At 74.4% G+C, this 26,667-nt stretch carries 25 protein-coding genes; 12 read left to right on the top strand and 13 right to left on the bottom strand.

What is annotated here, in order from left to right:
- Positions 1-94: 94 nt before the first annotated feature.
- Positions 95-3,550 (bottom strand): ATP-binding protein, encoded by a 3,456-nt coding sequence (locus ACVCAH_RS34075; RefSeq protein WP_447140353.1) that lies wholly within the window; start codon positions 3,548-3,550, stop codon positions 95-97.
- Between the two features lie 137 nt (positions 3,551-3,687).
- On the opposite strand from ACVCAH_RS34075, the gene ACVCAH_RS34070 reads away from it, so the two are divergent.
- On the top strand, positions 3,688-3,930 hold the full coding sequence (locus ACVCAH_RS34070) for a hypothetical protein (RefSeq protein WP_447140349.1): 243 nt from the start codon (positions 3,688-3,690) through the stop codon (positions 3,928-3,930).
- A gap of 77 nt (positions 3,931-4,007) precedes the next feature.
- On the opposite strand, the gene ACVCAH_RS34065 is transcribed toward ACVCAH_RS34070, so the two are convergent.
- Positions 4,008-4,700 (bottom strand): Crp/Fnr family transcriptional regulator, encoded by a 693-nt coding sequence (locus tag ACVCAH_RS34065; protein ID WP_088997507.1) that lies wholly within the window; start codon positions 4,698-4,700, stop codon positions 4,008-4,010.
- 262 nt (positions 4,701-4,962) lie between these two features.
- Here ACVCAH_RS34065 and ACVCAH_RS34060 point away from each other — a divergent pair, with 262 nt between their 5' ends.
- The 3 genes from ACVCAH_RS34060 to proC all read left to right on the top strand — a co-directional run bounded on the left by ACVCAH_RS34060 (position 4,963) and on the right by proC (position 7,597).
- Positions 4,963-5,460 (top strand): polyadenylate-specific 3'-exoribonuclease AS, encoded by a 498-nt coding sequence (locus tag ACVCAH_RS34060; RefSeq protein ID WP_447140352.1) that lies wholly within the window; start codon positions 4,963-4,965, stop codon positions 5,458-5,460.
- 231 nt (positions 5,461-5,691) lie between these two features.
- Positions 5,692-6,720, top strand: a complete 1,029-nt coding sequence (locus tag ACVCAH_RS34055; protein WP_447140348.1) for a 6-phosphofructokinase — start codon at positions 5,692-5,694, stop codon at positions 6,718-6,720.
- 115 nt (positions 6,721-6,835) lie between these two features.
- Entirely contained in the window at positions 6,836-7,597 is a 762-nt protein-coding gene (gene proC / locus ACVCAH_RS34050; RefSeq protein WP_447140351.1) for a pyrroline-5-carboxylate reductase, read from the top strand.
- A 23-nt stretch (positions 7,598-7,620) separates the two neighbouring features.
- Here the strand turns inward: proC and ACVCAH_RS34045 are convergent, their stop codons facing one another.
- Both ACVCAH_RS34045 and ACVCAH_RS34040 read right to left on the bottom strand, forming a co-directional pair.
- Positions 7,621-8,214, bottom strand: coding sequence for a flavoprotein (locus ACVCAH_RS34045; RefSeq protein WP_447140347.1), 594 nt, complete (start codon positions 8,212-8,214; stop codon positions 7,621-7,623).
- Between the two features lie 255 nt (positions 8,215-8,469).
- Positions 8,470-9,762: an exo-beta-N-acetylmuramidase NamZ family protein gene (locus ACVCAH_RS34040; protein WP_447140346.1), complete on the bottom strand. Its 1,293-nt coding sequence runs from the start codon at positions 9,760-9,762 to the stop codon at positions 8,470-8,472.
- Positions 9,763-9,898: 136 nt separating this feature from the next.
- Between ACVCAH_RS34040 and ACVCAH_RS34035 the strand changes: the two genes are divergently transcribed.
- Positions 9,899-10,249: a DUF2203 family protein gene (locus ACVCAH_RS34035; RefSeq protein WP_447140345.1), complete on the top strand. Its 351-nt coding sequence runs from the start codon at positions 9,899-9,901 to the stop codon at positions 10,247-10,249.
- Positions 10,250-10,300: 51 nt separating this feature from the next.
- On the opposite strand, the gene ACVCAH_RS34030 is transcribed toward ACVCAH_RS34035, so the two are convergent.
- Positions 10,301-10,690 carry a nuclear transport factor 2 family protein gene (locus ACVCAH_RS34030; protein WP_447140344.1) on the bottom strand — a complete coding sequence of 130 codons (390 nt, stop codon included), beginning with the start codon at positions 10,688-10,690 and terminating at the stop codon, positions 10,301-10,303.
- An 81-nt stretch (positions 10,691-10,771) separates the two neighbouring features.
- On the opposite strand from ACVCAH_RS34030, the gene ACVCAH_RS34025 reads away from it, so the two are divergent.
- Entirely contained in the window at positions 10,772-11,452 is a 681-nt protein-coding gene (locus ACVCAH_RS34025; protein ID WP_447140343.1) for a TetR/AcrR family transcriptional regulator, read from the top strand.
- On the opposite strand, the gene ACVCAH_RS34020 is transcribed toward ACVCAH_RS34025, so the two are convergent.
- Complete coding sequence (locus ACVCAH_RS34020; RefSeq protein WP_447140342.1) at positions 11,377-12,072, bottom strand: class F sortase; 696 nt, start codon at positions 12,070-12,072, stop codon at positions 11,377-11,379. The genes ACVCAH_RS34025 and ACVCAH_RS34020 overlap by 76 nt on opposite strands.
- Entirely contained in the window at positions 12,069-12,923 is an 855-nt protein-coding gene (locus tag ACVCAH_RS34015) for a DUF4397 domain-containing protein (protein ID WP_447140341.1), read from the bottom strand. Before ACVCAH_RS34015 ends, ACVCAH_RS34020 begins: the two co-directional genes overlap by 4 nt.
- 245 nt (positions 12,924-13,168) lie before the next feature.
- Between ACVCAH_RS34015 and ACVCAH_RS34010 the strand changes: the two genes are divergently transcribed.
- Positions 13,169-13,975: an SGNH/GDSL hydrolase family protein gene (locus tag ACVCAH_RS34010; RefSeq protein WP_447140340.1), complete on the top strand. Its 807-nt coding sequence runs from the start codon at positions 13,169-13,171 to the stop codon at positions 13,973-13,975.
- 125 nt (positions 13,976-14,100) lie between these two features.
- On the opposite strand, the gene ACVCAH_RS34005 is transcribed toward ACVCAH_RS34010, so the two are convergent.
- Positions 14,101-14,589: a glutathione peroxidase gene (locus ACVCAH_RS34005; protein WP_447140339.1), complete on the bottom strand. Its 489-nt coding sequence runs from the start codon at positions 14,587-14,589 to the stop codon at positions 14,101-14,103.
- Between the two features lie 245 nt (positions 14,590-14,834).
- Here ACVCAH_RS34005 and ACVCAH_RS34000 point away from each other — a divergent pair, with 245 nt between their 5' ends.
- Positions 14,835-16,460: a glycosyl hydrolase family 18 protein gene (locus ACVCAH_RS34000; protein WP_447140338.1), complete on the top strand. Its 1,626-nt coding sequence runs from the start codon at positions 14,835-14,837 to the stop codon at positions 16,458-16,460.
- Between the two features lie 87 nt (positions 16,461-16,547).
- Here the strand turns inward: ACVCAH_RS34000 and ACVCAH_RS33995 are convergent, their stop codons facing one another.
- Positions 16,548-17,468, bottom strand: coding sequence for a helix-turn-helix domain-containing protein (locus ACVCAH_RS33995; protein ID WP_447140350.1), 921 nt, complete (start codon positions 17,466-17,468; stop codon positions 16,548-16,550).
- Between the two features lie 259 nt (positions 17,469-17,727).
- Here ACVCAH_RS33995 and ACVCAH_RS33990 point away from each other — a divergent pair, with 259 nt between their 5' ends.
- From ACVCAH_RS33990 to ACVCAH_RS33980, 3 genes are all read left to right on the top strand, one after another.
- On the top strand, positions 17,728-18,213 hold the full coding sequence (locus ACVCAH_RS33990; protein ID WP_447140337.1) for a hypothetical protein: 486 nt from the start codon (positions 17,728-17,730) through the stop codon (positions 18,211-18,213).
- Positions 18,214-18,302: 89 nt separating this feature from the next.
- The gene (locus tag ACVCAH_RS33985) at positions 18,303-19,709 is read left to right on the top strand and encodes a class II 3-deoxy-7-phosphoheptulonate synthase (RefSeq protein ID WP_447140336.1); all 1,407 of its coding nucleotides are present in this window, start codon (positions 18,303-18,305) and stop codon (positions 19,707-19,709) included.
- A gap of 50 nt (positions 19,710-19,759) precedes the next feature.
- Positions 19,760-20,791 (top strand): threonine aldolase family protein, encoded by a 1,032-nt coding sequence (locus ACVCAH_RS33980; RefSeq protein ID WP_447140335.1) that lies wholly within the window; start codon positions 19,760-19,762, stop codon positions 20,789-20,791.
- Positions 20,792-20,888: 97 nt separating this feature from the next.
- On the opposite strand, the gene ACVCAH_RS33975 is transcribed toward ACVCAH_RS33980, so the two are convergent.
- Both ACVCAH_RS33975 and pknB read right to left on the bottom strand, forming a co-directional pair.
- A complete protein-coding gene (locus ACVCAH_RS33975) occupies positions 20,889-21,764 on the bottom strand; it encodes a deoxyribonuclease IV (protein ID WP_447140334.1) in 876 nt (291 codons plus the stop codon).
- Positions 21,764-23,749, bottom strand: coding sequence for a Stk1 family PASTA domain-containing Ser/Thr kinase (gene pknB / locus ACVCAH_RS33970; RefSeq protein ID WP_447140333.1), 1,986 nt, complete (start codon positions 23,747-23,749; stop codon positions 21,764-21,766). The genes ACVCAH_RS33975 and pknB overlap by 1 nt, the downstream gene beginning before the upstream one ends.
- 153 nt (positions 23,750-23,902) lie before the next feature.
- Between pknB and ACVCAH_RS33965 the strand changes: the two genes are divergently transcribed.
- Positions 23,903-24,295 carry an Rv2175c family DNA-binding protein gene (locus tag ACVCAH_RS33965; RefSeq protein ID WP_447140332.1) on the top strand — a complete coding sequence of 131 codons (393 nt, stop codon included), beginning with the start codon at positions 23,903-23,905 and terminating at the stop codon, positions 24,293-24,295.
- A 140-nt stretch (positions 24,296-24,435) separates the two neighbouring features.
- Here ACVCAH_RS33965 and ACVCAH_RS33960 read toward each other — a convergent pair whose 3' ends face one another.
- Positions 24,436-25,518, bottom strand: coding sequence for a polyprenyl synthetase family protein (locus tag ACVCAH_RS33960; RefSeq protein ID WP_447140331.1), 1,083 nt, complete (start codon positions 25,516-25,518; stop codon positions 24,436-24,438).
- A gap of 9 nt (positions 25,519-25,527) precedes the next feature.
- The coding region (locus ACVCAH_RS33955) for a hypothetical protein (RefSeq protein WP_447140330.1) at positions 25,528-26,667 on the bottom strand (1,140 nt) is incomplete at its 5' end.

The following is a 26,667-nucleotide window of genomic DNA, read 5'->3' as shown; positions in this document are numbered from 1 at the left end:
GACCCCAGGACTCATCAAGTCCAGGCGGGGGGAGTGCTCACCCGCCCGCGGCTACCAGTGTCGAGTCTGCCAACGCCTCACCCGACAGCTCCCATTAGGCGGGGGAGGCGAGGCGGAGCAGGCCGGGCGCGGCGTTGCGGTCGGCGAACTCGCGTACCCGGGCCAGCGCGGCGGCCCCGGCGTCCGGGTCCACCTCGGCCAGCGGACCCACCGCGAGCGCGGTCGCGAGGACGTGGTCGGTCTGGTCGGTCATCCGCGCGTAGCTGTGCGCCGCCGCGGTGAGCAGGTCGGCGGCGGCGCGGGCGTCGCCGTCCCGCCGGGCCAGCGTCGCGTCGGCGGCCTGCCCGGCGGCCCGAGCCCACGGGGTGACCCGGGGGGAGCGGCGCAGCAGGTCCCGGACGAGTCGGGCCGCGTCCGCGCCGAGCAGCGCGGCGAGGTGGCCGACCGCCGGCACCCACTCGGCGAACGGGATCATCCTGGTCTGCCGCCAGTCCTCGTCCAGCTCGGTGAGCAGCGCCATCGCCTCGTCCCGGCGCCCCTGCACGGCGCGGCAGAGCGCGGCGTGCGCCAGGGTGGAGCGCAGCACCCGGTGGAAGCCGCTGCGGCGGGCAGCCGCGAGCGCCTTCTCCACCAGGTCGGGGCCGGTCGGGTCCGGTCCCGCGCCGAGGGCGCGGATCCAGCCGGAGACCGCCACGATGTGCAGGTCCCACTCGGCGGTCGGGCCCTGGGTCGACCCGGCCGCCATCTCCAGCGCCGCCACCCAGTCGCCGGCGTAGTAGGAGCGGGCCCACTGGTCGGCGAAGCCGATGGTCAGGCCGTGCTCGCCGCCGAGGTCGAGGGAGCGCTGCTCGTCGATCAGCCGGACCGAGCCGGCCAGGTCCCCCTCCTCCTGCAACACCCAGGACAGGTTGTGCACCGCCCGGCGGCGGCTGGTCAGCCGCTCCACCCGGCACTGCTCGGTGACCTCGGCCAGCTCCGCGTACGCCTCCTCGATGCCGGCCAGGTAGCGGGCCACCGCGAGGGTGATCCGGGCGTTGGCCCGCGCCTCGTGCAGCCCCAGCCGCTCCGCCAGCTCGGCCGCCGTCTGGGCCGCCGCGCAGGCCGGCTCGGTCTCCGCGTTGAGCATGTGCACCCGGGCCAGTTCGAGCAGCGCGCCGGCCTTCTCCTGGGTGTCCGGCAGGTCGGCGTGCAGGCTGATCGCCCGGTCCAGGCAGCGCAGCGTCTCCGACCGGTCGGCCCGGCTCCAGGCGGCGGTCGCCAGCAGGGTCCAGGCCTTCGCGGCGGCGGGCCGGTCCGCCCCGATCAGCCGGTCGGCCAGCCGGGCCAGGGTGTCCGTGCCGCCGCCGACCAGGAACGCGTCGCTGTCGCGGTAGAAGGCCAGCTCGGCGGAGAACAGCTCCAGCGCCGGGTCCGGTCCGCCGTCGACGGCGAGCGCCCGGCCGACCAGGGTGGCGGCGGTGTCCAGTGCGTGCAGCTCGTACGCCCGGCGGGCCGCGCGGTGCAGCGCGCCCCGGGTGGCCGCGGCGTACGGGGCCGGGTCGAGACCCACCGTGCGGCCGATCTCGTGCGCGGTCCACCGGTGGTTGGCCAGCACCTCGGCCAGGTCGTGCTGCCGGCCGTCGGTGACCTGTTCCAGCCAGTCGGCGGTGCGCTGGTGCCGCAGCACCCGCTCGGCCCGGGGCAGCCGCTGGTAGCAGACGTCGCGGACCAGGATGTGCCGGAAGCGGTACTCCGGCTGGCCGGGCATGGTCGAGGTGGGCAGCTCGTAGACCATGTCCCGGCGCTGCAACCGGTCCAGCGCCCGCTCCACCCATTCCGCCGGGCGGCCCAGCGCCTCGGCCACCGGGCCGGGCCAGAACTGCACGCCGACCACCGAGGCGGCCTGCAGCACCGCCCGGTCGGCCGGGTCGAGCAGGTCGAGCCGGTTGGCGATGACCGCCTGCACCGTGCGCGGCATCCCGGGCCCGCCGGCCGGGTCGAGCCGCACGGCGTTCGCCGCCGGGTCGACCAGCCCGCCGTCGAGCAGCATCCGGGCGTACTCCTGGGCGTAGAGCGGGTTGCCGTCGGCGAACTCGATGAGCGGCTCGCGGGCCGCCACCGGCAGCGTGGCCTGGCCGAGCAGCAGCGAGTAGAGGGTGTCGATGTCGGTGTCGTGCATCGGCGGGACGGAGATCGACATCGCGCCGCTGATCGTGCCGGTCCAGGCCGGATGCCGCTCGCGCAGCTCGGGCCGGGCGGTGGCGACGATCAGCAGCGGCACCCCGCGGGCCGCCGCGCCGAGCTGCTCCACGAAGGACAGCATCGCCGCGTCCGCCCAGTGCATGTCCTCGAAGACGAGCACCGTCGGTTCGGTCGCGGCCAGGGCGAGCAGGAAGCGCCGCCAGGCGGTCTCGGTCTCGCCCGGGGTGAGCCGTTCTCCGGGTACGCCCAGCAGCGGGCCGAGCGCCTCGGCGAGCCGGACGGCGTGCGGGTCGGCCAGCCGGCCCAGCCGCTGCCGCAGCCGCTCGCGTAGCGCCGTGCTGTCGTCGCTGTCCGGCAGCCCCACCCAGCTCTTCACGATGTCCGCGAGCGCCGCGTACGTGACGTTCTCGCCGAACGGCGGGCACTGGCCGACCAGCCAGGTGATCCGGGCGCCGGGCAGGTTGGCCGCGTGCCGGGCCAGCTCCCGCAGCAGCCGGCTCTTGCCCACCCCGGCCGGGCCGAACACCGTCACCAGCTGCGAGGTGCGCTCGGTGACGGTGCGGTGCAGGGCGTTGACCAGCAGCCCACGCTCGTGGTCCCGGTCGACCATCGGGGTCAGCTCGGCGGTGTGCAGGTCCCGCCGGGGCCGGGCCCGCACGGCCAGCCAGATCCGGCTGACCGCGGACCGGCCGCGCAGCGTGACCGGCGGCTGGTCGGCGTAGTCCATCTCGTGCCGGGTCGCCGCCCAGGTGCTCTCGTCGACCACGACGCCGCCGGGCGGAGCCAGCCCCTGCAACCGGGAGGCGGTGTTCACCACGTCGCCGGTGACGAACGCCTGCCCGCCGTCGCGGGCCGCCGACAGGTCGACCAGCGCCTCGCCGGTGGCGACGCCGACCCGGAACTGCAGCGGGTGCGGCCCGGCGGACTGGCGGGCCAGGTTGCGTTGGAGTTCCAGTCCGGCGCGGACACAGCGCAGCGCGTCGTTGTCGGTCGCCACCGGCGCCCCGAACAGCGCCATCACCGCGTCGCCGATGTACTTCTCGACCACGCCGCCGTACTGGTGCACCAGCCGCCGGACGGTGGCGAAGTAGGCCTGCTGCAGGCCGCGGGCCTGCTCCGGGTCGGCCCGCTCGGCGTACGTGGTGAAGTCGACGATGTCGATGAAGAGCACGCTGACCTGGCGGCGGTCCTCCTGGACGGCGACGACGTGGCTGCGCAGCGGGTCGCCGCAGTTGGTGCAGAAGTTCGCCTCGGCGCTGTTGCCGTGGCCGCAGCCAGCACAGGTCCTCGACAGCGGCCGCCCGCACCCGCCGCAGAAACGGTCGTCCGGCCCGGCTGCCCGGGAGCAGTGTCCACAGGTGAGGTCGATGTCCAGCTCCGTACGCGAGAGAGCCCAGTATCCCGCCCGGCCGATCAGTCGGGTACCCGACGTGCGGGCGGCCCTTACCGCTGAACGGTCCCGGCTAGTCTTCCGTACCAGAAAAGATTCGCCGCAGGGAGAGTGCCGTGCAGGTGCGACTGTCCGCCCTCTGGACCGATCCGGGTGGAACGGTGTGGGCGCCGGGCGACACGGTTGACGTCGACGCGGTCACTCTCGCCGAACTGGAGGAGCAGGGGATGGTAGAGCAGCCGGAGGGTCAGAGCGCTGGCTCGACCGAGACCACCACGACCACCAAGCCCAAGGAGACCGATCCGAGCAAGATCGGCCCGGGCCCGAGCGCGCCGCCCGCGGACGACACCGAGAAGTGACGTCCGCATGGTGCGGGTGGCGGTCCGACCGCCGCCCGCACCACGCGGGGGATCGGAAGGGGGCGTGCCGGCCCGGGTCAGCGTTCGCTCATGCCGGCGCGACGCCGCAGCGCCGCCACGTCGGTGACCACGATCCGCCGGCCCTCGGTGCGCAGCCAGCCGCGGCTGGCGAACGAGCCGATCGCCTGGTTGACGCTCTGCCGGGAGCCGCCGGCCATCTCGGCGAGCTGGCTCTGGTTGAGCTCGATGGTGATCATCGGGGCCTGGCTCTCGCCGGCGAGCCGGACCAGCGTCTTGGCCACCCGGCCGGGCAGGTCCAGGAAGACGTGGTCGGCGTTCTGCTCGGTCAGCCGGCGGATCAGCCCGCCGAGCGAGCGCATTACTGCGTCGAGGATGCGCGGGTTCGAGTGCACCAGTTCCATGAACGCGCCGCGGGAGAGCGCGAGCGCGGCGCAGTCCTCGATGGCCTCGGCGGAGGCCGAGCGGGTGGAGGCGTCCAGCAGGGAGACCTCGCCGAGCACGTCCGGCGGCCGGATCACCGACAGCACCGCGCGCTCCCCGGTCGGCGCGGTGCGGAACACCGCCACCGCGCCCCGGCGCAGCACGATCAGCGACTCGCCGGGGTCGTTCTCCACAAAGAGCAACTGACCCTTGCGGTACGTCCGCGGCACCGCCGCGGCGATCACCCGCTGGCGCACCTCGGGCTCGAGCCCGGCGAACATCTCCACACCCGTGAGCGCGTCACCCGGCTCCGGCAGGCGCATCTCCACGGCCGACCCCTCCCCGGTCATGGACCACAACTCGCTCACCGGGTGAACCTGACGGGTCCCTGACAAGGTGAACTGACACCGGGTTCGGCGTCCGGTAGCGGTACACATCAGATCATGACGGCCATGTCGCTTGCTGTACACCCCTCGACGCACTTCCGTGACAGTCCCCAGCGGCGCCGGACCGGGTCGTGAGGTGCGGCTCCGCGCCCCGGTGGGCCACCCGCCGGCCGGGCGGTGACGGGCGTGGGCGAGGATGACCGGGATGGTCTACCGCTACTTCTACGACTGCGAGTTCATCGAGGACGGCCGGATCGTCGACCTGGTGTCGATCGGCGTCGTCGACGAGTACGGCCGCGAGTTCTACGCGGTCTCCACCGAGTTCGACGACTCCCGGGCCGTGCCCTGGGTGCGTCGCAACGTGCTGGACAAGCTTCCCTCGCCGGCCGACCGGGCCTGGCGCTCCCGGGAGCGGATCCGCGACGAGCTCTACGACTTCCTGGTGGAGCCGATCCGGGACCGCGCGGGCGAGCAGTTGGAGCTCTGGGCCTGGTACGCCGCGTACGACCACGTGGTGCTCGCGCAGCTGTGGGGGGCGATGCCGGCGCTGCCCCGGGAGATCCCCCGGTTCACCAAGGAGTTGCGCCAGCTCTGGGACGACCGGGGCCGGCCGACCCTGCCGGAGGCCGCGGCGGCCCGGCACGACGCGTTGGTCGACGCCCGGCACAACCTGGCCCGCTGGCGGGCGATGACCGGTTCGTAGGGTGGTCGGCCGGGCGCGGTGACGGCTGGCGGCCCGGGGGAGTATCGCGAGGTCAGCTACCGACCGGTAGCTGGACCGGCCCCGGGGTGCGGTGTCGTCGCCCCTCCCGCGGCGACTACAGTTCGCACTGACGGCCCGCCCCGGGCCGGCAACGGCGCCGATGGTCTGATCCGACACATATCCTGGGGCATATCGGGCTTCACCTGATGCTCCCAGGAGGATGAGCAGATCATGCGTATCGGCGTGCTCACCGGCGGCGGCGACTGCCCGGGTCTGAATGCGGTCATCCGGGCGGTGGTCCGCAAGGGCGTCGCCAGCTACGGCCACGAGTTCGTGGGGTTCCGGGACGGCTGGAAGGGCCCGCTGGAGGGCCTGTCCCGCCCGCTGGGCATCGCGGAGGTCCGCGGCATCCTGCCGCGCGGCGGCACCATCCTCGGCTCGTCCCGGACCAACCCGTTCAAGATCGAGAACGGGGTCGAGCGGATCAAGGACAACCTCGCCGCCCAGGGCGTCGACGCGCTGATCGCGATCGGCGGCGAGGACACCCTCGGCGTGGCCACCAAGCTGCACGAGCTCGGGGTCAACGTGGTCGGCGTGCCGAAGACCATCGACAACGACCTCGGCGCCACCGACTACACCTTCGGCTTCGACACCGCGGTCAACATCGCGATGGAGGCGATCGACCGGCTGCACACCACCGCCGAGAGCCACCACCGCACCCTGGTGGTCGAGGTGATGGGCCGGCACGCCGGCTGGATCGCCCTGCACGCCGGCCTGGCCGGTGGCGCCAACGTCATCCTGCTGCCCGAGCGGCAGTTCGACGTCGACCAGGTCGCCGGCTACGTCGAGAAGCGCTTCCAGCACCAGTACGCCCCGATCGTCGTGGTCGCCGAGGGCGCCCAGCCGCTGGACGGTCAGATGGTGCTGCACAACCAGGAGCTGGACGCGTTCGGGCACGTCCGGCTGGGTGGCATCGGCCAGTGGCTGGCCGAGCAGCTGGAGGCGAAGACCGGCAAGGAGGCGCGCACCGTCGTGCTGGGCCACATCCAGCGCGGTGGCACGCCGACCGCCTTCGACCGGGTGCTGGCCACCCGGCTCGGCCTGCAGGCGATCGACGCGGCGCACGAGGGCGACTGGGGCAAGATGGTCGCCATGCAGAGCACGGACATCGTCCGGGTCCCGCTGGCCGAGGCCACCCGGGAGCTGAAGACCGTGCCGCTGGAGCGGTACGCCGAGGCCGAGGTCTTCTTCGGCAGCTGAACCGAGCGGCTGCGGCGCGGCGGGCCACCCGGCCCACCGCGCCGCCGGCCACGGCAGGAGGGGGTACGCGGTGCACACGGTCGCCGTCATCGGCGCCGGCAAGATCGGTGAGTTGATGCTCTCCGGCCTGCTGCGCTCGGGCTGGCCGGTCGACCGGCTGCTGGCCACCGCCCGCCGCCCGGCCCGCGCCGAGGAGCTGACCGCCCGCTACGGGGTACGGGTGGTCGACAACCTCACCGCGGTCGACGAGGCGGAGGTGCTCGCCGTCTCGGTCAAGCCGCAGGACGCGGCGACGCTGCTCGACGAGATCGGGCCCAAGGTGCCCGCCGACAAGCTGCTGATCTCGCTCTGCGCCGGCCTGCCGACCAGCTTCTTCAACCGCCGGCTGCCCGAGGGCACCCCGGTGGTGCGGGTGATGACCAACACCCCGGCCCTGGTCGACGAGGCGATGACCGCCATCTCCGCCGGCGCGCACGCCACCGGGACGCACCTGGCGCTGGCCGAGGAGATGTTCAAGCCGCTGGGTGCGACGATCCGGGTGCCCGAGTCGCAGCAGGACGCGGTCACCGCGCTCTCCGGCTCCGGCCCGGCGTACTTCTACCTGCTGGTCGAGGCGATGATCGACGCCGGCATCCTGCTCGGCCTGCCCCGGCAGGTGGCGCACGAACTGATCGTGCAGACCGCGATCGGTTCCGCGGTGATGCTGCGCGACTCCGGCGAACACCCGGTGAAGCTGCGCGAGGCGGTCACCTCGCCGGCCGGCACCACCATCTCCGCCGTGCGCGAGCTGGAGAAGCACGGCGTACGGGCGGCGCTGCTCGCCGCGCTCGAGGCGGCCCGGGACCGGGCCCGGGAGCTGGCCGACCAGGCCGACTGACCGGCGACGGTCGGCGGGATCGGTCAGCCGGACTGCAGGGCCAGCTCCTCGACCCCGCGCGCCCGCTCGACCGGCTGCTGGGCAGGGACCCGGGCGAACCGCGTCCAGGCGGCGATCACCTGCACGGCGGCGTGCCACGGGGCCGGGTCGCCGTCGTCGCCCGGCTCGGCGGGGCGGGTCACCGCTACGCCCCAGTGCCGCAGCCGCTCCAGGCTCTCCAGGAAGGCGGGGTGCCGGGCGAGCGCCGGGTCCGGGGCCGGCACGGCGACGACCGGCAGGCCCACCGAGGTCGCCTCGTTGAGCAGCCGCAGGGCGAGGCCGTCGTTCAGCCCGTACGCCCACTTGTTGACCAGGTCGAAGCTGGCCGGCGCGACCGCGTACGCGTCGGCCGGCGGCAGCGGGTGCAGCGTCGCGGACTGCTCGTCCTCGCGGACCGGGTGGTCGGTGAGATCGGCGAGGGCGGCCAGGTCGGCCGACTCGACGGCGGCCGGGGTGGCGATGGCGTGGACCTGCCAACCCAGCTCCTGGCATGCGGCGATGAACGGGGCGAGCTCGGCGACGGGCTCGGCGTGGCAGACGACGAGGTGCAGGACGGGCGATCGTAGCTTCCCGGGCATGGCGCTCCTATCGGCATGGGTGTCCCGCGCGCCAGTCGTGGCGGCGTGCCGCCGGTGTTCCGGCGGGACGCCGATCGCCTGGTCATCGGCGATCTAGCCGATCGAGTGGCGGCCGGATGTCCGTGTGGGGTCCCGAGGCCGAGGGTAGCGAGCCGGCCGCCGACGTGAGTCGCTTTCCAGTGAACTCGCTGGATCGACGCGGAACGGCGCCGGGCTGATCAACGGATCAGGCCGGCGCCGCCGCCGGAAATGTCCTCAGTAGAGCAGGTACGGGGCCCGCTGCCGCTCGAAGGCGGCCAGCTCGCCGGCCCAGGCGCCGACCACGTCGTCCACGTCGGCGCCCGCGTCGATCATCGTGCGCAGCCGGGGCGAGCCGGTCAGCTTGTCCACCCAGTACGGCCGGACGGTGTCCCAGGAGTCGCGCCGCCAGGCGAAGGCCGGGTACTTGTGCGCCTCGACCAGCATCGCCACCGCGGTGCGGATCGGGTCGTACACCGCCCGGTCGACGACCTTCACCTCGACGCCGGCGCAGAGCTTGTTGAGCAGCGCCGGCTTCTGCCCGGCGGAGGTCGGCGTGAAGTACGCCTCGCGGAACTCCACCCCCGGCAGGTCCCGGGCGTTGAGCCGGTCGGACCAGTGGTAGTCGAAGTCGGTGGCCAGGCCGCCGATCAGTTCGAACGGCCGGCAGGTGCCGCGACCCTCGGTGATCGAGGCGACGCCCTCGAACAGCCCGGTGCCCGGGTAGACCAGCGCGGTGTCCGGAGTGGGCATGTTCGGGCTGGGCATCACCCACGGCAGGTCGGTGTCGGCGGCGAGCTTGTCGCGCTTCCAGTGTCGACACGTGACCACGTGCAGGTCGACCTGGCGGCCGGCCTCGGCCGGCAGGAACTCGGCGTTGAAGAGCCGGGCCAGCTCGCCGACGGTCATGCCGTGCTGCTGGACGATCTCCTTCAGGCCCACGCCGGAGGTGTAGGGGGTGGTCATCATCGGCCCGTACGCCCGGCCGCCGATCGGGTTCGGCCGGTCCAGCACGACGTACCGCTTGCCGACCCGCGCGGCGGCCATCATCGAGGTGTACATCGTCCAGATGTAGGTGTAGAAGCGGGAGCCCACGTCCTGGATGTCGAAGACGACGGTGTCGACGCCGGCCTGGGTGAACATGGTTTCCCACTTGGCCAGCGAGGCCCCGTACGCGTCGTAGACCGTGATCCCGGTGCGCGCGTCGACGCCGGTGCCCTCGCTGCCGCCGGCCTGCGCCGAGCCGCGGAAGCCGTGCTCGGGGCCGAACGCGGCGGCCAACTGGACCGCGTCGGAGGCGTGCATCAGGTCGACCAGGTGCCGGTACGAACCGTCCACACCGGTCGGATTCGAGATCACGCCGACCCGCTGGCCGGCGAGTTCGGCGAAGCCGGAGCGGACGAGCACGTCCAGACCGGTCTCCACACGGCGGATGCCGGGCACTGCGCTGCCGGGTGAGCCGGGGGCCGCCGCCGCGACCGCTCCCGCGGTCACCGCACCCGCACCGGCCAGGAACTTTCTACGCTCCACGGTCGACCTCCCGTCGGTTTCGTTGAAACTTAACTACACATCAATGCCCCGTCAAGGAAGGTTAGCTACAGAAGGGCCTGCCGGCCGCCGGGCGCGGCCACGCCGGCGCGGCGTCGGTGTGGCCCATACTGGCCCGGTGTTCACACTCGCCCAGGCCCGACACCTGGTGGCCACCCTGCGCCCCCGCGTCGACGAGCTGATCCGGCTCCGCGCCGACCTCGCCGAACTCCGCGCGGACCTGGCCCAGGACGGGGTGAGCCCGCTCGGCGGGCGGGCCGAGGTCAAGGGGCTGGAGGCGCGGCTGCACGCGGTGCTGGACGATCTGCACCAGCACGACATCCAGGTGAAGGGGATCGCCCCGGTGCTGCTCGACTTCCCCGGCGAGCGGGACGGCCGGCCGGTGCTCTGGTGCTGGTTGGAGGGGGACCCGGACGTGCGCTGGTACCACCGGGTGGAGTGCGGCTTCGCCGGCCGCCGCCCGGTCTGACCGCCCCGGAGGGCTGCTCACCGAGCGCGGCCGGCTGGCCCGCGGCCCCCGTCAGGTCGTGGACAGCGTGCGGGTGAGCAGGTGTGCCCGGCGCATCCGGCCGTCGGGCGCGAACTGCCCGAAGAAGTGCACCTCGACGGCGAGGAGCCGCTTGCGGTCCCGCACGTGCAGGGTGTACCGAGCGGCGAGTCGGTCGCCGTCGGCCACCGCCTCGTGCACCTCGAACCGGCAACTGGGCCGGTTCTTGCGCACCGGGCGGGTGTGCGCGACGAGCCGCTCGCGGTCGATCGGGTGGCCGTCGGCGACCTGGACGACGTCCGGCGTGTGGAAGCGGTCGACGATCGCGCCGGCGTCCTCGTCGCTGGCAAGCAGCGCGTCGGTGAAGGAGGTGAAGAAGTCCGTGATGAACCCCGCCGGGTCGGTGGCGTGGAATGGTCTCATGGTGCTCTCCCGTCCCGCTGCGCCTATCTCTTACACGATGTAAGATATGTGCCGGTGAACAACTTTGGCAAGGTGTAAGAGATGAACTCCTTCCCGGCCCGGAACCGCCGTGCCGACGCCCGCCGCAGCCGGGCCGCCATCCTGGACGCCGCGGTCCAGCTCCTCAACGCCCAGCCCGACGCGAGCGTCGAAGCCGTCGCCACCGCCGCCGGCGTGACCCGGCAGACCGTCTACGCCCACTTCCCCTCGCGGGAACAGTTGCTGGGGGCGGCCCTCGACCGGGTCACCGAGGAGGCCGTGGCCGCCATGGACGCCACCGACCCCGACACCGGCCCGGCCGCGGCGGCGCTGCTGCGGGTGCTCGACGCCAGCGCCCGCGCGGCCGGACGGTACCGCGTCCTGCTGCAGAAGATCAGCTCGCTGCCGGTGAGCGCGCCGGAGGACCGGGCGCGGCACGCCCCGGTCGCCGACCGGCTCGAACGGGTGATCCGGCGCGGCCAGGCGGCCGGGGAGTTCGACGACCGGCTCGCCCCCGACTGGCTGGTCGCGGTCACGATCAAACTCGGTCACGCGGCGAGCGAGGAGGTCGACGCCGGCCGGCTGTCCGACGCGGAGGCCACCGCGGCGCTGCACACGAGCCTGCTCCGGGTGCTCGGCGCGTCCGCCGCGCCGGGGGGCGAGCCCGCTCAGCCGGCGGGCGAGCCGGGCAGCGGAACGCGGCTCGACTCGGCCACCGCGAAGACCACCAGGTTGTCGCGGTAGTGGCCGGCGCGCCGGTCGAACGCGCCCCCGCAGGTGACCAGGCGCAGCTCGGGACCGGGCGTCGGGCCGTACACGGCGGCGGTGGGGAAGTGCTCCTTGCCGGCGCGCACCGCCCCGGTGACCCGGAACGCCACCACCCGGGCGCCGCGCCACACCTGCACCCGGTCGCCCGGACGCAGTTCGCCGAGCCGGGCGAAGACCGCCGGCCCGTCCGTGGAGTCGAGGTGCCCGGCGATGACCGCCGGGCCCGGATCGCCGGGGGCCGGGCCGCCGCCGTACCAGCCGGCGGTGTCGAAATCGGACGGTGCGGCCAGGGCGTCTCTCGCGTCCAGCCCGAGCACGGTGAGGCGGGAGTCCACCCCGATCCGGGGCACGCGCACCCGGGTGGGCGGGCCCGCGGGCGCGGGGTCGGCGGGCGCGGGGTCGGCGGCGGCCGGCGGGCAGTCCGTCGCGCAGCCCGGCCGCCAACTGCCCACCGGTGGCGGGGGCGCGGCGGACCCGCCGAGGGCCGGCCCGACCCCGGCCACCAGGCAGAGGGCCGCGCCGGCCGCGACCAGCACCGCTGGGGGCATCCGCCGGTCGCGGTGCCGCCGGATCGCCGGCCCGGGCCCGCCGCTCACCAGGTGGTACGCCGCCGCCGGCGCAGCAGCACCAACCCCGCACCGGCGAGCGCGCCGGCCAACCCGAGCAGCGGGTACGCCGACCGCTCCCGCTCCGCCACGCCGCCGGCGCCGGTGTCCACGCCACCGGCCGGCACGACCGAGCCGCCCCGGGCGTCCTGCCGCAGTTCGGTGGTGAGCCCGCCCCGCTCGGCGTCGAGCACCAGGAGCGAGTAGACCGCGCCGCCGGTCAGGTCGACCTCGGTCTCGGTGGTCGGGCCGGCGGTGCCGCCGAGGCGCAGCCGCCACCGGCCCGGCTCCAGCTCGTGGTAGTCGGTGGTGGTGGCGAAGGGCACCCCCTCGGCGATCCGGGGCCCGTTCGCGGCCGCCACGTCGAGCACCGGGGCGCGTACCGAGGCCTGCACGACCCGGAGCTTGGCCCGGCCGGGCGGGGGCGCGCTCAGGTCGTCGTGCAGCACCCGCAGTCCCAGGTCGGCGTGGCGCCCCACCCCGGCCACCGTGTACGCGGCCCCGCTGCTCACCGCCACCTCGGTGGTCAGCACCGGCGGTTCGTCGGCCGGCGCGCCCGCCGTGCGCATGGCGACCGCGTACCGCCCGGCCGGCAGCGGGAGGTACTGCGACACCACCCCGTAGCCGACGGCCGGGAAGACCTGTGGCTCCCGCCGGTCGGGAGCGGCCAGGTAGACGTCCACCGCCGGGGTGTCGGGGGAGAGGTGCGCCAGCCGGACGTACCCGACGGTCGCCGCGCCGGCGGCGGCCGGGCCGGCGGTGGTGGTCACGAGCCCGGCGCCGAGCAGGAGCGCCCCGGCTCCGGCGAGCAGGCGCAGCGGCGCGGTACGGAGCAGGGGCATGTCGCCTCCGGTGGGTCCGGTGAACGGGATGCGTCGGGTAGAGGGTCCCGTTAGCGGGACTGCGCCGCAATCGTGGCGCGGGCGAAACGCCGGGATTCCGTCCGGTCACTCTGCGTCCGCAAGCGCCGGATGGTCGGCGGTCGGCGGAAAGCGCCGCCATCGGGTGACCCGTCGGCAGGATCTTTCCAACGTCGATATTTAGTGATATCTATCTCCCACCGACCCTCCTACCCCCGGAGTGCGACGTGCGGAGATCCCGTCTGGCAACCCTCGCCCTGAGCCTGGTCACCACCCTGGCTGCCACCCTCACCCTCGCGGTCGGCCCCGCCCAGGCCGCCCCCGCCGACCACTACGTCGCCCTCGGCGACTCCTACTCCTCCGGCGTCGGTGCCGGCAGCTACACCGCCGAGAGCGGGTCCTGCCAGCGCAGCACCAACGCCTACCCGGCGCTCTACGCCGCCGCCGTGCGGCCGGCGTCGTACCGTTCGGTCGCCTGCTCGGGCGCCACCACGAGCAGCGTGATCAACACCCAGCTCGCCTCGCTCAGCTCGACCACCACGCTGGTCAGCGTCACGGTCGGTGGCAACGACGTCGGCTTCGCCAACATCATGACCACCTGCGTGCTCTACGGCACCACCGAGTGCGTCGCCGCCGTGCAGGCGGCCGAGGACAAGGCCCGCGCCGACCTGCCCACCCTGTTGCGCAACGTCTACACCGGAATCCGCGGCCGGGCGCCCTCGGCCCGGGTGGTGGTCGTCGGCTACCCGGTCTTCTACCAGCTCGGCACGGTCTGCGTCGGGCTCAGCGCCACCTCCCGCGCGAAGATCAACGAGGGCATCAACCTGGTGGACGACATCACCCGCAGCGCCGCCCAGGCGGCCGGGTTCACCTTCGCCGACGTCCGGTCCCAGTTCGTCGGCCACCAGTTGTGCAGCTACGGGGAGAAGTGGCTGCACGCGTTGAACTTCGCCAACCTCGGCATCTCCTACCATCCCACCGCGGCCGGCCAGTCCGGCGGCTACTACCCGGTCTTCCGCTCCGCCGCCGACTGATCCCCGCCGGCCCGTGGGGCGTGACCGGACCGGTCACGCCCCACGCGCTTCGCGCCGGCCGGTCCGCAGCCCGCCGACTCCGGTCTGCTGCCAGCCGAGCGAGGCGGCCGCGAGCGGCAGCCGGGTCAGGCCGGCAGCACCTTCTCGATCGCGGCGCGCAGGTCGGCGGAGTCCGGGGTCACCGTCGGGGCGAACCGGGCGGCGACCGTGCCGTCCGGCGCGACGAGGAACTTCTCGAAGTTCCACCGCACGTCGCCGGTGTGCCCGTCGGCGTCCGGGGTGGACACCAGCGCCGCGTAGAGCGGGTGCCGGTCCGGGCCGTTGACGTCGACCTTCCCGGTCAGCGGGAAGGTCACCCCGTAGTTGACCTGGCAGAAGTCGCTGATCTCGGCGGCGGTGCCGGGCTCCTGGCCGGCGAACTGGTTGCACGGCACGCCCAGCACCACCAGGCCGCGGCCGGCGTACTCCTGGTACAGCGCTTCGAGGCCGGCGTACTGCGGGGTGAGGCCGCAGCGGGACGCGACGTTGACCACCAGCAGGGCCCGGCCGCGGTAGCGGGCGAGGTCGGCCGGGCCGCCGTCGAGGGCGTTGATCGGGGTGTCGAAGACGGTCATGCGCCGAGGCTACGCTCCCGCCGTTCCCGGCGCGCCGACCGCCCGACCTGCGCGCCCTGCACCCTCCGGCGCGCCCCCGTCGCGGCGCGACGACGGCGCTGGGCCGCCGGGCCGGACGTCGCCAACGACGACCTCCGCGGGGCGTCGGAAATCGAAACATGCACATCTTGACGAAGTGATGACGTCGTGAGTAGCGTCTCACCAATCATTTTGGAAAGTTTCCTAACTGTTTGGGGAGACGCCACATGAAGAGATCGCTCCGCCGGGCCCTCTGGGCCGGCGCCGTGGTCGCCGTCACCGTCGCCACGGTGCCGATGGCCTCGGCGTTCGGCGCCGGCACCGTCACCACCACGTTCACCAAGGTGCAGGACTGGGGGACCGGTCACGAGACGAAGGTGACGATCACCAACGGCTCGGACGCCTCGGTCAGCACCTGGCGCATCGAGTTCGACCTGCCCTCGGGCACCAGCATCAGCAGCTCGTGGGACGCGGACGTCACCCGCACCGGCGACCACTACGTCGCCGTGAAGAAGAGCTGGGCCGGCCCGCTCGCCCCCGGCGCCGCCTTCAGCTGGGGCTACAACGGCACCGGCCCGTACCGGGCCCCGCTGAACTGCACCATCAACGGCGCCCCGTGCGGTGGCGGCGCGCCGCCCACCACCACCGCGCCGCCCACCACCACCCCGCCGACGACCACCCCGCCGACCACCACGCCCCCGACCACGACGCCGCCGACCACCACCCCGCCGGACCCGGGCGGCCGGAAGGTCGTCGGCTACTTCGCCCAGTGGGGCGTCTACGCCCGCAACTACCACGTCAAGAACATCCACACCAGCGGCTCGGCCGCCAAGCTGACCCACATCCTGTACGCCTTCGGCAACACCACCGGCGGCCGCTGCACGATCGGGGACAGCTACGCCGACTACGAGAAGGCGTACACCGCGGCGGACAGCGTCGACGGCGTCGCCGACACCTGGGACCAGCCGCTGCGCGGCAGCTTCAACCAGCTGCGCAAGCTCAAGAAGATGTACCCGCACCTGAGGGTGATCTGGTCCTTCGGCGGCTGGACCTGGTCCGGCGGCTTCACCCAGGCCGCGCAGAACCCGGCCGCGTTCGCCGACTCGTGCTACCGGCTGGTCGAGGACCCGCGCTGGGCGGACGTCTTCGACGGCATCGACGTCGACTGGGAGTACCCGAACGCCTGCGGTCTCACCTGCGACTCCAGCGGCCCGAACGCGTTCAAGAACGTGGTGAGCGCGCTGCGCTCGCGGTTCGGCTCGTCGGCGCTGGTCACCGCGGCGATCACCGCGGACGGCAGCACCGGCGGCAAGATCGACGCCACCGACTACGCGGGCGGCGCGACCCACCTCAACTGGATCATGCCGATGACGTACGACTACTTCGGCGCCTTCAACGCGCAGGGCCCGACCGCCCCGCACTCTCCGCTCTACTCCTACCCCGGCATCCCGCAGCAGGGCTTCTGGTCCGACGCGGCCATCCAGAAGCTCAAGAGCAAGGGCATCCCGGCGAACAAGCTGCTGCTCGGCGTCGGCTTTTACGGCCGGGGCTGGACCGGGGTGACCCAGAGCGCGCCGGGCGGCACCGCCACCGGCCCCGCCCCGGGCACCTACGAGCAGGGCATCGAGGACTACAAGGTGCTCAAGAACAGCTGCCCGGCGACCGGCACCGTCGGCGGCACCGCGTACGCCAAGTGCGGCAGCAACTGGTGGAGCTACGACACCCCGTCCACCATCAACGGCAAGATGACGTACGCGAAGAACCAGGGCCTCGGTGGCGCGTTCTTCTGGGAGCTCTCCGGTGACACCGGCAACGGCGAGCTCATCGGCGCCATCAAGGGCGGCCTCGGCTAGGCCGTAGGCCGACGCACCACCCACACGGCGGGGAGGGACCACGCACCGGTCCCTCCCCGCCCGGGTGCGCTCCGGGCAGGCCCCGGGTCAGTCCGCCGCGCGGGTCGCCCGCTCCCGGTGCTCGCTCGGCGAGAGGCCGTACGCGGCGCGGAAGGCCCGGCTGAAGTGGGCCGGGTCGCGGAAGCCCCAGCGCCGGCCGATCTCCCGCACCGGCACGTGCCGCAGCCGGCGGTCGGTGAGGTCCCGCCGGCAGCGCTCCAGCCGGCGGGTGCGGATCAGGGCCGCGACCGTGGTCTGCGTGCCCTCGAAGAGCCGGTGCAGCGACCGCGTCGAGAGGTGGTGCGCCGCGGCCACCGTCGCGGGGCTCAGGGCGGGATCGTCCAGCTGCCGCAGCACGAACGCCTCGACCCGGCTCCGCAGGCCGGCCTCGCGGACTTCGACGGGCAACGCGTCCTCGGCCGCCAGGCGGGCGGCCAGCGTGCCGGAGATCAGGTCCAGGGCGATGGTGTCGAGGCGGGCTGCGTCGGCCGCCGCGTACTGCTCGGGGTGGTCGACGACCTGGCGGAGGAACTGGGCCAGCAGCGCGCCCATCCCCTCCGTCGCGGGGATGGGCGCGACGAACAGCTCCCTGACCCGGTCGGCGGGGATCGGCAGGGCGGCGTGCGGCACGAGCGCCGTCATCGTCAGCAGCGGCCCGCCGGCGGGCGGGTCGGGCCGGTGCGACGACGCGTGCGGGCGAACGGTGTCGACGAAGGCGAAGGCGTACGGGTCGAGCGGGCCCTCGCGCCGCTCCTGCGTCACGGCGCCGCGCCCCGACAGGGGCAGGGCGAGCTGGTACAGCTCCGGATCGCCGCTGCGGATCATCGGCGCCGTGCGGCGCAGCTCCAGCGACGGGTACCGCCAGGCGGAGAGCTTGACCACGCCGAGGTCGACCACCCGCGCGGAGGCGGTGAAGTCGCCGGAGTGGGCGCTGCTGATGGCGGCGGCGACGGACTCCCGGGCGACCAGGTCGTGCCAGAAGTCGAACCGCTCGGCCGGGGGCAGGTGCGCCGTGTCGACCGACGCCAGGGGGAGAATGTCGCCTCACCTCCTGCGGCCCGGGGGGCGACGGACGCCGCCCACGCCCAGGGGAGATTAGTCGGCCGTCCCGCGCCGTGCCGCGGGCCGTCTCGCCCGGCCCGGGCCGCGCGGCGTGCCGGCGCGGCTCGGCATGCCCGGCGTCGATGTGACAGACTCGCGCCTCGATGGCCCGTCGACGGAGGTGGCGATGCACGTGACGCACCGGAGGCTGGCGGCGACCGCCGCCGTGCTCGCGACCCTGCCGTTCGCCCTGCTCGGCTGCGGTCTGGGCAAGGGCGGCGACGACCCGGCGACCAAGCCGGGGCGGGCGCCCGCCGAGGAGGCGAGCGCGCGGGCCCGGGAGCGGGTGCAGGCGTACCTCGACGCGATGACCGCCAAGGACGTGGCCGCCGGGCGCAGCCAGTTCTGCGCGACCGCGCACGAGAGCTTCGACGCCGCCGCCACCGGCCCGAACGGCGACTTCGCCGACCACTTCGAGGTGCCGCAGGCCGAGATCACCGACATCCGGCCCGGCCCGCGCGGGCAGGAGGTCAGCACCTCCGTCTCGATCACCGTGGGCTCCCGCAAGGCCACCCGCCCACTGCTGTTCACGGTCACCCGCAACGGCGCCGACTGGTGCATCGCGGGCGAGGAGCCGGGCGGGCACACTCCGGCCCCGGCCGTCACACCCTGACCTGCGCCGGGCGGTGAGACGCCTCTCACCAGCCGGAACCGTGCCCCTCGCCGGTCGGCGGCCCGGGCCGTCGCCGTACGCTTTCTGGCATGCGCCATGAGTGGCATCAGCTGAGCCATCCCGCCGTGGGCAGCCCCGGCCTACAGACCAGCCGTCCGACCGTCGACTCCGCCGAGGACGCGGCCCTCGGCCTGGACCGCTGGCGGGAGCTGCCCCGGGCGCAGACCCCGCCCTGGCCGGACCCGGCCCAGGTCGCCGAGGTCTGCACGGTGCTCGACACCGTCCCCTCGGTGGTGGCGCCCTACGAGGTCGACCAACTGCGGCAGCGGCTCGCGCTGGTCTGCGAGGGCAAGGCGTTCCTGCTCCAGGGCGGTGACTGCGCGGAGACCTTCGCCGACAACACCGAGAGCCACCTGCTGGCCAACGCCCGCACCCTGCTCCAGATGGCGATCGTGCTCACCTACGGCGCGTCGCTGCCAGTGGTCAAGGTGGCCCGGGTCGCCGGGCAGTACACCAAGCCGCGCTCGCTGCCGACCGACGCCCGCGGCCTGCCGGCCTACCGGGGCGACATGATCAACTCGCTGGAGGCCACGCCGGAGGCCCGGGTCGCCGACCCGCAGCGCATGATCCGGGCGTACGCGAACTCGGCCGCCGCGATGAACATGCTCCGCGCGTACCTGGCCGGCGGGCTGGCCGACCTGCACGCGGTGCACGACTGGAACAAGGGCTTCGTCAAGAACTCCCCGGCCGGCGAGCGCTACGAGGCGATCGCCCGGGAGATCGACCGGGCACTGGCCTTCATCCGGGCCTGCGGGATGACCGACGACGAGGCGCTGCGCACGGTCACCCTCTACTGCTCGCACGAGGCCCTCGCCCTGGAGTACGACCGGGCGCTGACCCGGGTCTCCGACCGCCGGGCGTACGGGCTCTCCGGGCACTTCCTCTGGATCGGCGAGCGCACCCGGCAGATCGACGGCGCGCACATCGACTTCATCTCCCGCATCGCCAACCCGATCGGGGTCAAGCTCGGCCCGACCACCACCCCGGACGAGGCGATCGAGCTCTGCGAGAAGCTCAACCCGGACAACATCCCCGGCCGGCTCACCCTGATCAGCCGGATGGGCAACCACCGGGTCCGCGACGCCCTGCCGCCGATCGTCTCCAAGGTCGCCGCCGCCGGCGCCAAGGTGGTCTGGCAGTGCGACCCGATGCACGGCAACACGCACGAGTCGTCCAACGGCTACAAGACCCGGCATTTCGACCGCATCGTCGACGAGGTGCTGGGCTACTTCGAGGTGCACCGGGGCCTGGACACCCACCCCGGTGGCCTGCACGTCGAACTCACCGGCGAGGACGTCACCGAGTGCCTCGGCGGCGCCCAGGGCATCGAGGACCTCGACCTGCCCGACCGGTACGAAACCGCCTGCGACCCGCGGCTGAACACCCAGCAGTCGTTGGAGCTGGCCTTCCTGGTGGCGGAGATGCTCCGTGGCTGACGCGAGGAGTGAGCTTGCGAGCCCCGCAGTCGGCAGCCGAAAGGATGACCGTGGCTGACAGCCTGATCGACCTGCGTTCGGACACCGTCACCCGGCCCACCGCCGGGATGCGGGAGGCGATGGCCACCGCCGAGGTCGGCGACGACGTCTACGGCGAGGACCCGACGGTCAACGCGCTGGAGGCCGAGGTCGCCGCGCTCTTCGGGCACGAGGCGGCGCTGTTCGCGCCGACCGGCTCGATGGCCAACCAGATCGCCCTGCAACTGCTGGTGCCGCCGGCCAACGAGCTGCTCTGCGACGCCGACGCGCACGTGGTCACGTACGAGATCGGCGCCGCGGCCGCGTACGGCGGCATCTCCTCGCGGACCTGGCCGGCGGTCGGCGCGGACATCGACCCCGACGTGGTCGCCGCCATGATCCGCCCGGACGGCTACTGGGCGGTGCCCACCCGGGCCATCGCCGTGGAGCAGACCCACAACCGGGGCGGGGGCGGCGTGATCCCGCTGGCCACCCTGCGGGAACTGCGCCGGATCGCCGACGCCGCGCAGGTCGCGCTGCACTGCGACGGCGCCCGGATCTGGCACGCGCACGTCGCCGACGGTGTGCCGCTGGCCGAGTACGGCGCGCTCTTCGACACCCTGTCGGTCTGCCTCTCCAAGGGGCTCGGCGCGCCGGTCGGCTCGCTGGTCGTGGGCAGCGCCGAGAAGATCGAGCGGGCCCGGTTCATCCGCAAGCGGATGGGCGGCGGCATGCGGCAGGCCGGCATCCTGGCCGCCGCCGGCCGGTACGCCCTCGCGCACCACGTCGACCGGCTCGCCGAGGACCACGCCAAGGCGGCCCGGCTGGCCGAGGCGATCGCCCCGTTCGGGGTGCTCGCCACCACGGTGCGCACCAACGTGGTGCCGCTCGACCTGACCAAGGCGCCGCTGGACGCGCCCGCGCTCGCCGCGGCCGCCCGCGCCGAGGGGGTGCTGGTCTCGGTGCTCGGGCCGCGTACCGCCCGCCTGGTCACCCACATGGACGTCGACGACGCCGGCATCGACCGCGCCATCGCCGCCCTCACCGGCATCCTCCGCGCCTGACCCCCGCCCTCGTTCACGGAAAGAGTGGCTGTTCCGCGTGGAATAGCCACTCTTTCTCTGAAAGCGAGCGGCTGCTTCCTCGGGTGCGGGGCGGGCGTCAGGGGTGGAGGCGGTTGAGGGTGGCGATGTCGGCGGCGTGGCCGACGTGCTTCTCGGTCGGGGTCTCCACCACGACCGGGACGCCGGCGGTGGCGGGGTGCCGCATGAGCTCGGCGAACGCCGGCTCGCCGATGGTGCCCTTGCCGATGTTCTCGTGCCGGTCCCGGGTCGAGCCGCACAGGTCCTTCGAGTCGTTGGCGTGCACCAGCCGCAGCCGGTCGGCCCCGACCGTCGCCACCAGGGTGTCCAGTGTCGCGGTCATGCCGCCCTCGGCGGCCAGGTCGTGCCCGGCCGCACAGGCGTGGCAGGTGTCGAAGCAGACCCCGAGCCAGGGGTGCCGGTCGACCGCGTCGAGGTAGGGCCCCAGGTGCTCCACCCGGGAGGCGAGCGACCGCCCCCCGCCCGCGCTCGGCTCCACCAGCAGCATCGGGCCGCCCTCGGCGGCGGCGGTGTCCAGCAGCGGCAGCAGCACCTCGCGGACCTGCCGCATCGCCGCCTCGGCGTGCCCGGCGTCCACCGCGCTGCCGGCGTGGAACACCACCGCACGGGCGCCGATCGCGGTGCCCCGGCGCAGCGCGTGGGCCAGCGTCTGCGCCGACCGCTCGACCGTGGCGGCGGTCGGCGAGCCGAGGTTGACCAGCAACGAGGCGTGGATGAAGACCGGTACGTCCCGCTCGGCGCAGCCGTCGCGGAACAGCGCGTCCTGGGCCGGGTCGCCCGCCGGCAGCGCCCAGCCCCGGGAGTTGGAGACGTAGACCTGCACGACCTCGGAGCCGGCCGCGTCCAGGTAGGGCAGGGCCGCCTTCGCCAGGCCGCCGGAGGTGGGCGTGTGCGAACCCACCCGCCGGCGCCCGTCGGAATGTGCCGCGGTCATCACAGGCACCCGAGGGTGACCTGGGTGCCCGGCGGCACCTGGCTGTTCTCGACCGGGTTCTGGTAGCGGACGATGCCGTTCGGGTTGAACTGCACCGCGACCGGGAAGCCCTGGCTCTCCAGCAGCTGCTTGGCCTGCGGGCAGGGCAGGTCGACGACCCGGGGCACGACCGTCAGCGGCGGGCCCTTGCTGACGTCCAGCTTGACCTGGGTGCCCTTCTCCACGCCGGTGCCGTCGGCCGGGCTCTGCCCAAGGACCTCGTCCCGGGGCTTGTCGGAGTCCTTGTAGGTCTCCACCGGCACCAGGCCGAGCTTGGCCAGGGCCGCCCGGGCATCGGTGAGGCTCTTGCCGACCAGGTTCGGCACCGAGACCGGGGCCCGGCCCTTGCTCAGCACGAGCGTGATCTTGTCGCCCGGCTTGACCTCCGTGCCCACCTTCGGGTTGGTGTCGATGACCACCCCGGCCGGCAGGTTGTCGTCGTAGCGCGACGCGCCCTTGACCGCGATCAGCTTGGCGTTGGTCAGATCCGCCTCGGCCAGCTCGAAGTCCTTGCCGACCACGTCCGGCACCGGAAGCCGCTCCGGGCCCAGCGAGAGGGTGAGCGTGATCGTCCCGCCCTTGACGATCCGGCTGGCCGAGGCCGGATCCTGCCCCAGCACGGCGTCCTTCGGGACCTGCTCGTCGTAGCGGGGCTCGGCGTAGACCAGGGTGAAGCCGGCGCGGGCGGCCTGCGCCTCCGCGTCGGCCTTGCTCAGGCTCACCAGCTGCGGGGCGACGGTGTACCGGCCCACCCCGAACCACCAGCCGCTCAGGGCGGCGACCAGGCCGAGCACCACCACGGCCGCGGCGACGGCCTGCCGGCCCCGGCGGTCACCCATCACCCGGGCGCGCAGCGCCATCAGCCGGGACCACAGGTCTTGCCCGTCCCCGGAAGTGGCCCGACGCCGGCCGGCGCGGGAACCGCCGTCGTCGGGCAGCCGCGCCCAGGACGGCCGCTCGGCCGGCCGGACCGCCGCGACCACCATGGTCGGCTGGGCCACCGCCGGCTCGTCGGTCACCCGGCGCAGCACGGCGGTACGCGTGTTCGGGTTGCCCAGGTCGTCCCGGGCCACCTGCACCTCGGCCAGCAGGGCGCCGGCGTCGGTCGGCCGGGCGCCCGGGTCGCGCCGGGTGGCCCGGGCGACCAGGTCGTCGAGGGCCTTCGGCAGGCCGGGTACCAGCGTCGACGGTGCCGGCACGTCCCGGTCGACATGCTGCCAGGCGACCTCCACCGGGCGGTCGCCGTCGTACGGGACCCGGCCGGTGAGCATCTCGAACAGCACGATGCCGGCCGAGTAGACGTCGGTGCGCGGATCGGCGTGCCCCTCGGTGACCAGTTCCGGCGCGACGTATGCCACGGTCGCCATCAGCTGGTTGCCGTTCTCGTCGTCGGCGCTCGCCTCGACCGCCCGGGCCAGCCCGAAGTCGGCCACCTTGACGACGCTGTCGACCAGGTTCGCCACCCCGCCGGTCGGGGCCTCGGCGACCAGCACGTTCTCCGGCTTGACGTCCCGGTGCACCAGCCCGGCCCGGTGCGCGGCGGCGATCGCGGCGAGCATCTGCTCGAAGATCGCCAGCGCCTCGTCGGGGTTGAGCCGGCGCCGCTCGGCGAGCACGTCGCGCAGGGTGCGGCCCCGGACGTACTCCATGACCAGGTAGGGCAGCCCGGCGTGGGTGCCCTGGTCGTAGACCGCCACCACGTTGGGGTGGGTCAGCCGGGCGATGGTCTTCGCCTCGTCGGTGAACCGCTCGAGGAACCCGGCCAGGCGGGCCCGCGCCTCCGGGGCCTGGGTCGGATGAATGATCTTGACCGCCACGGTGCGCTCGAGGCGCTCGTCGGTGGCGGTGTACACGGTCGCCATGCCGCCACGGGCCACGCGACCGCGAATGCGGTAGCGCCCGTCGATCAGCGAGCCCAGCAACGTGTCGGCGACCTGTGTGTCCATCGGCAGGGAGTCTATGTGTCGGGAGGGTGAAGGTTGAACAGGATGCTACAGGCGGGGGTCGACCACAGCCGTCCCGCCGCGCGCCACCTGCGGATACGGCCGTCTCGGGGTGCCGTTGGCCCGAGCCGGGGCGGGACATGGCAGGGTGGTCGGGTGACCGACTCCGTACCCGCCGACCGGGCCGTGCCCGGCCCCGAACTCGCCGGTCCGGCCGACCCGGCCGACTGGCTGACCCTGCCGGACGTCGCCGAGCGCCTCGACGTGTCGATCAGCAAGGTGCACCAGATGATCCGGGACCGGGAGCTGATCGCGGTCCGCCGCGACGGCGTCCGCCGGATCCCGGCGGACCTGGTGGCCAACCGTACGGTGCTCAAGCACCTGCCCGGCGTGCTCAACCTGCTGGCCGACGCCGGCTACGACGACGAGGCCGCGCTGCGCTGGCTCTACCAGCCCGACGACACCCTCCCCGGTGCCACCCCGGCCGCCGCCCTCGCCGGCGACCAGGCCCGCGAGGTCAAACGCCGCGCCCAAGCCCTCGGCTTCTAACCCCACCCCGCCCGTCCCCCCGCGCCGCCCCGCCCCACCCCGTTGATCATGAGGTCAGCGGGGCGGCACCGGACATTTCCCACCGCCAACCTCATGATCAACCCGGGGAGCGGCCGGGTGGGGGAGGGGAGGGGTGGGGGTTAGTCGGCGCGGCGGGTGGCGGCGATGGCTAGGTCGACCAGGGCCTGGCGGGCTTCGGTGTCGAGGTCGACGGTGGTCAGCGCGGCCAGCGCGGTGTCGGTGAGGGTGACGATCCGCTGTTCGGTACGGGCCAGCGCGCCGCTCGCGGTGATCAGCTCGCGGAGCCGGGTCACGCCCGCCTCGTCCAGTTCCGGGTCGCCCAGCCGGCCCAGCAGCAGCTCGCGGCCCGCCTCGTCGGTCGCCTCTAGGGCGGCCGCCACCAGGTAGGTGCGCTTGCCCTCGCGCAGGTCGTCCCCGGCCGGCTTGCCGGTCTGGGCCGGGTCGCCGAACACCCCGAGCACGTCGTCGCGGAGCTGGAACGCCTCGCCCAGCGGCAGCCCGTACGCCGAGTACGCCGTCCGCACGTCCGCCGACGCGTCGGCCAGCGCCGCCCCGAGCAGCAGGGGCCGCTCGACCGTGTACTTCGCCGACTTGTACCGGGCGACCTTGCCAGCCCGCTCCACCGAGGTGTCACCGGTGGCCTGGGTCAGCACGTCGAGGTACTGCCCGACGGTCACCTCGGTGCGCATCTCGTCGAAGACCGGCCGGGCCCGGGCCACCGTGCCCGGCTCCAGCCCGGCCGAGTGCAGCAGCTCGTCGGACCAGACCAGGCACAGGTCGCCGAGCAGGATCGCCGCCGCGTCGCCGAAGCCGTCGGCGTCGCCGCGCCAACCGGCGGCCCGGTGCCGGGTCGCGAAGCGGCGGTGCACCGCCGGCTCGCCGCGCCGGGTGTCCGAACGGTCCATCAGGTCGTCGTGGATCAGGGCGCTGGCCTGGACGAACTCCAGTGCCGCCAGGGCGGTCACCACCTGGTCGGAGTCCACCCCGCCGGCGCCGCGGTAGCCCCAGTAGGCGAAGGCCGGCCGCAGCCGCTTGCCGCCGCCGAGGACGAACGCCTCGATCGACTCGGCGACCGGCGCCAGGGCGTCGTCGACCGCGGTCATCCAGGTGCGTTGCGCGGCCAGGAACTCGGCCAGCGCCTTGTCAATCCGTTGGCGCAGCCCGGCGCGGTCGACCGGGGAGACAGGAGCAGCGTGGGTCACGCCCCGACGCTAGCCGGTCGGCGTCCGACCCGCCGTACCCGTGGGTATCCGACGCGCCGCGGCAGCCGTGCCGTGACCCGCCGGCGTGCCGGGGCGGGCCGGACCCGGCGCGCGGGGCAGGTACGGCCCGGCCGCCGTCACGAGCGCCGTGTACCGCCGTGCCGCCGGCTCGTGCGGGTGCCCGGCCAGCCGGCGGCGCAGCTCGGACAGTTGGGTGAGCGCCCGGGGCGAGCCGGCGCGGACCGCGTCGAGCAGCGCCTCGCCGGCCACCGCGCAGGCCCCCTCGACCTCGCCGAGTTGCAGGTAGCCCCGGGCCAGCCAGCCGCCGTAGATCGCCGCGCTGCGCGGCCGTCCCCGCCGCCGGGCGGCGGCCAGCAGCGCCTCGGCCGGACCGGGGCGGCCCAGTGCGACGAGTGTGCGCCCGGTCATCGCGGCCAGCTCGGCGCCGTCGAGCCAGTAGAGCCAGGGCGGCTCCCGGCCCGGCTCCGGCGGGCCGCCCACGCGCCGCGCCCCGTCCAGGGCCTGCCGGGCCGCCGCCACCCGCCCGTCGAGCGCGGCCGCCAGCGCCACCCGGTGCAGCAGCAGCGCCCGCAGCCCGGGGGTGGCGTGCCGGCGCACCCCGGCGTACGCGGTGCGGGCCAGCACCAGCGCGCCGGTCGGGTCGCCGACGCCGGCCAGCAGGTGGCTGGCCGAGCCGAGCACGTGCCCGGCGAGCGCGACGTCCCCGGCCGCCGTGGCGGCGCGCAGCGCCAGGCGGTAGGCGTCCAGCCCGCCGACCGGGTCCCCGGCGTCGGCGGCGAGCCAGCCGGCGAGCTGGGCGGACTCGGCCAGCACCGGCAGCAGCCGGCGGCGGGCCAGCGGGCCGCGCCCGGACAGCGCCCGGGCCGCCCGGCGCATCCGACCGGCCCCCAACCCGGCCAGGTCGGCCCCGCCGCACAGGTCGTCGAGCCGGCGCAGCTCGGTCAGCGAGGCGCCGGGCGCGCCGGAGTGGACCGGCCCGGGCGTGGCCCCGCCGTGGGTACCTCCGTCGACCGGGAGTCGGGCCCGCCCGGCGGGGCCCGGCCCGGTCCGGTCCGCGCTCGGCGGCCCGGCCCCCGGCGGGGCCGGCCGGGCGTCGGCGGGCCGGTCGGCCGGGTGCCCGACGTCCGG

This window comes from Micromonospora sp. LZ34, assembly GCF_052981855.1.
The sequence above is the reverse complement of the archived record's forward strand: the minus strand, read 5'-3'. Positions and strand labels throughout refer to the sequence as shown.

What these genes read in the sequence shown, in the direction of transcription:
- ACVCAH_RS34015 (WP_447140341.1), bottom strand. Translation starts at nt 12,923, where the DNA reads ATGCCCCTGCTCCGTACCGCGCCGCTGCGCCTGCTCGCCGGAGCCGGG.
- ACVCAH_RS34000 (WP_447140338.1), top strand. Translation starts at nt 14,835, where the DNA reads ATGAAGAGATCGCTCCGCCGGGCCCTCTGGGCCGGCGCCGTGGTCGCC.
- ACVCAH_RS34005 (WP_447140339.1), bottom strand. Translation starts at nt 14,589, where the DNA reads ATGACCGTCTTCGACACCCCGATCAACGCCCTCGACGGCGGCCCGGCC.
- ACVCAH_RS34030 (WP_447140344.1), bottom strand. Translation starts at nt 10,690, where the DNA reads ATGAGACCATTCCACGCCACCGACCCGGCGGGGTTCATCACGGACTTC.
- ACVCAH_RS33985 (WP_447140336.1), top strand. Translation starts at nt 18,303, where the DNA reads ATGCGCCATGAGTGGCATCAGCTGAGCCATCCCGCCGTGGGCAGCCCC.
- ACVCAH_RS33975 (WP_447140334.1), bottom strand. Translation starts at nt 21,764, where the DNA reads ATGACCGCGGCACATTCCGACGGGCGCCGGCGGGTGGGTTCGCACACG.
- ACVCAH_RS34025 (WP_447140343.1), top strand. Translation starts at nt 10,772, where the DNA reads ATGAACTCCTTCCCGGCCCGGAACCGCCGTGCCGACGCCCGCCGCAGC.
- ACVCAH_RS34045 (WP_447140347.1), bottom strand. Translation starts at nt 8,214, where the DNA reads ATGCCCGGGAAGCTACGATCGCCCGTCCTGCACCTCGTCGTCTGCCAC.
- ACVCAH_RS33990 (WP_447140337.1), top strand. Translation starts at nt 17,728, where the DNA reads ATGCACGTGACGCACCGGAGGCTGGCGGCGACCGCCGCCGTGCTCGCG.
- pknB (WP_447140333.1), bottom strand. Translation starts at nt 23,749, where the DNA reads ATGGACACACAGGTCGCCGACACGTTGCTGGGCTCGCTGATCGACGGG.
- proC (WP_447140351.1), top strand. Translation starts at nt 6,836, where the DNA reads ATGCTCTCCGGCCTGCTGCGCTCGGGCTGGCCGGTCGACCGGCTGCTG.
- ACVCAH_RS34060 (WP_447140352.1), top strand. Translation starts at nt 4,963, where the DNA reads ATGGTCTACCGCTACTTCTACGACTGCGAGTTCATCGAGGACGGCCGG.
- ACVCAH_RS34055 (WP_447140348.1), top strand. Translation starts at nt 5,692, where the DNA reads ATGCGTATCGGCGTGCTCACCGGCGGCGGCGACTGCCCGGGTCTGAAT.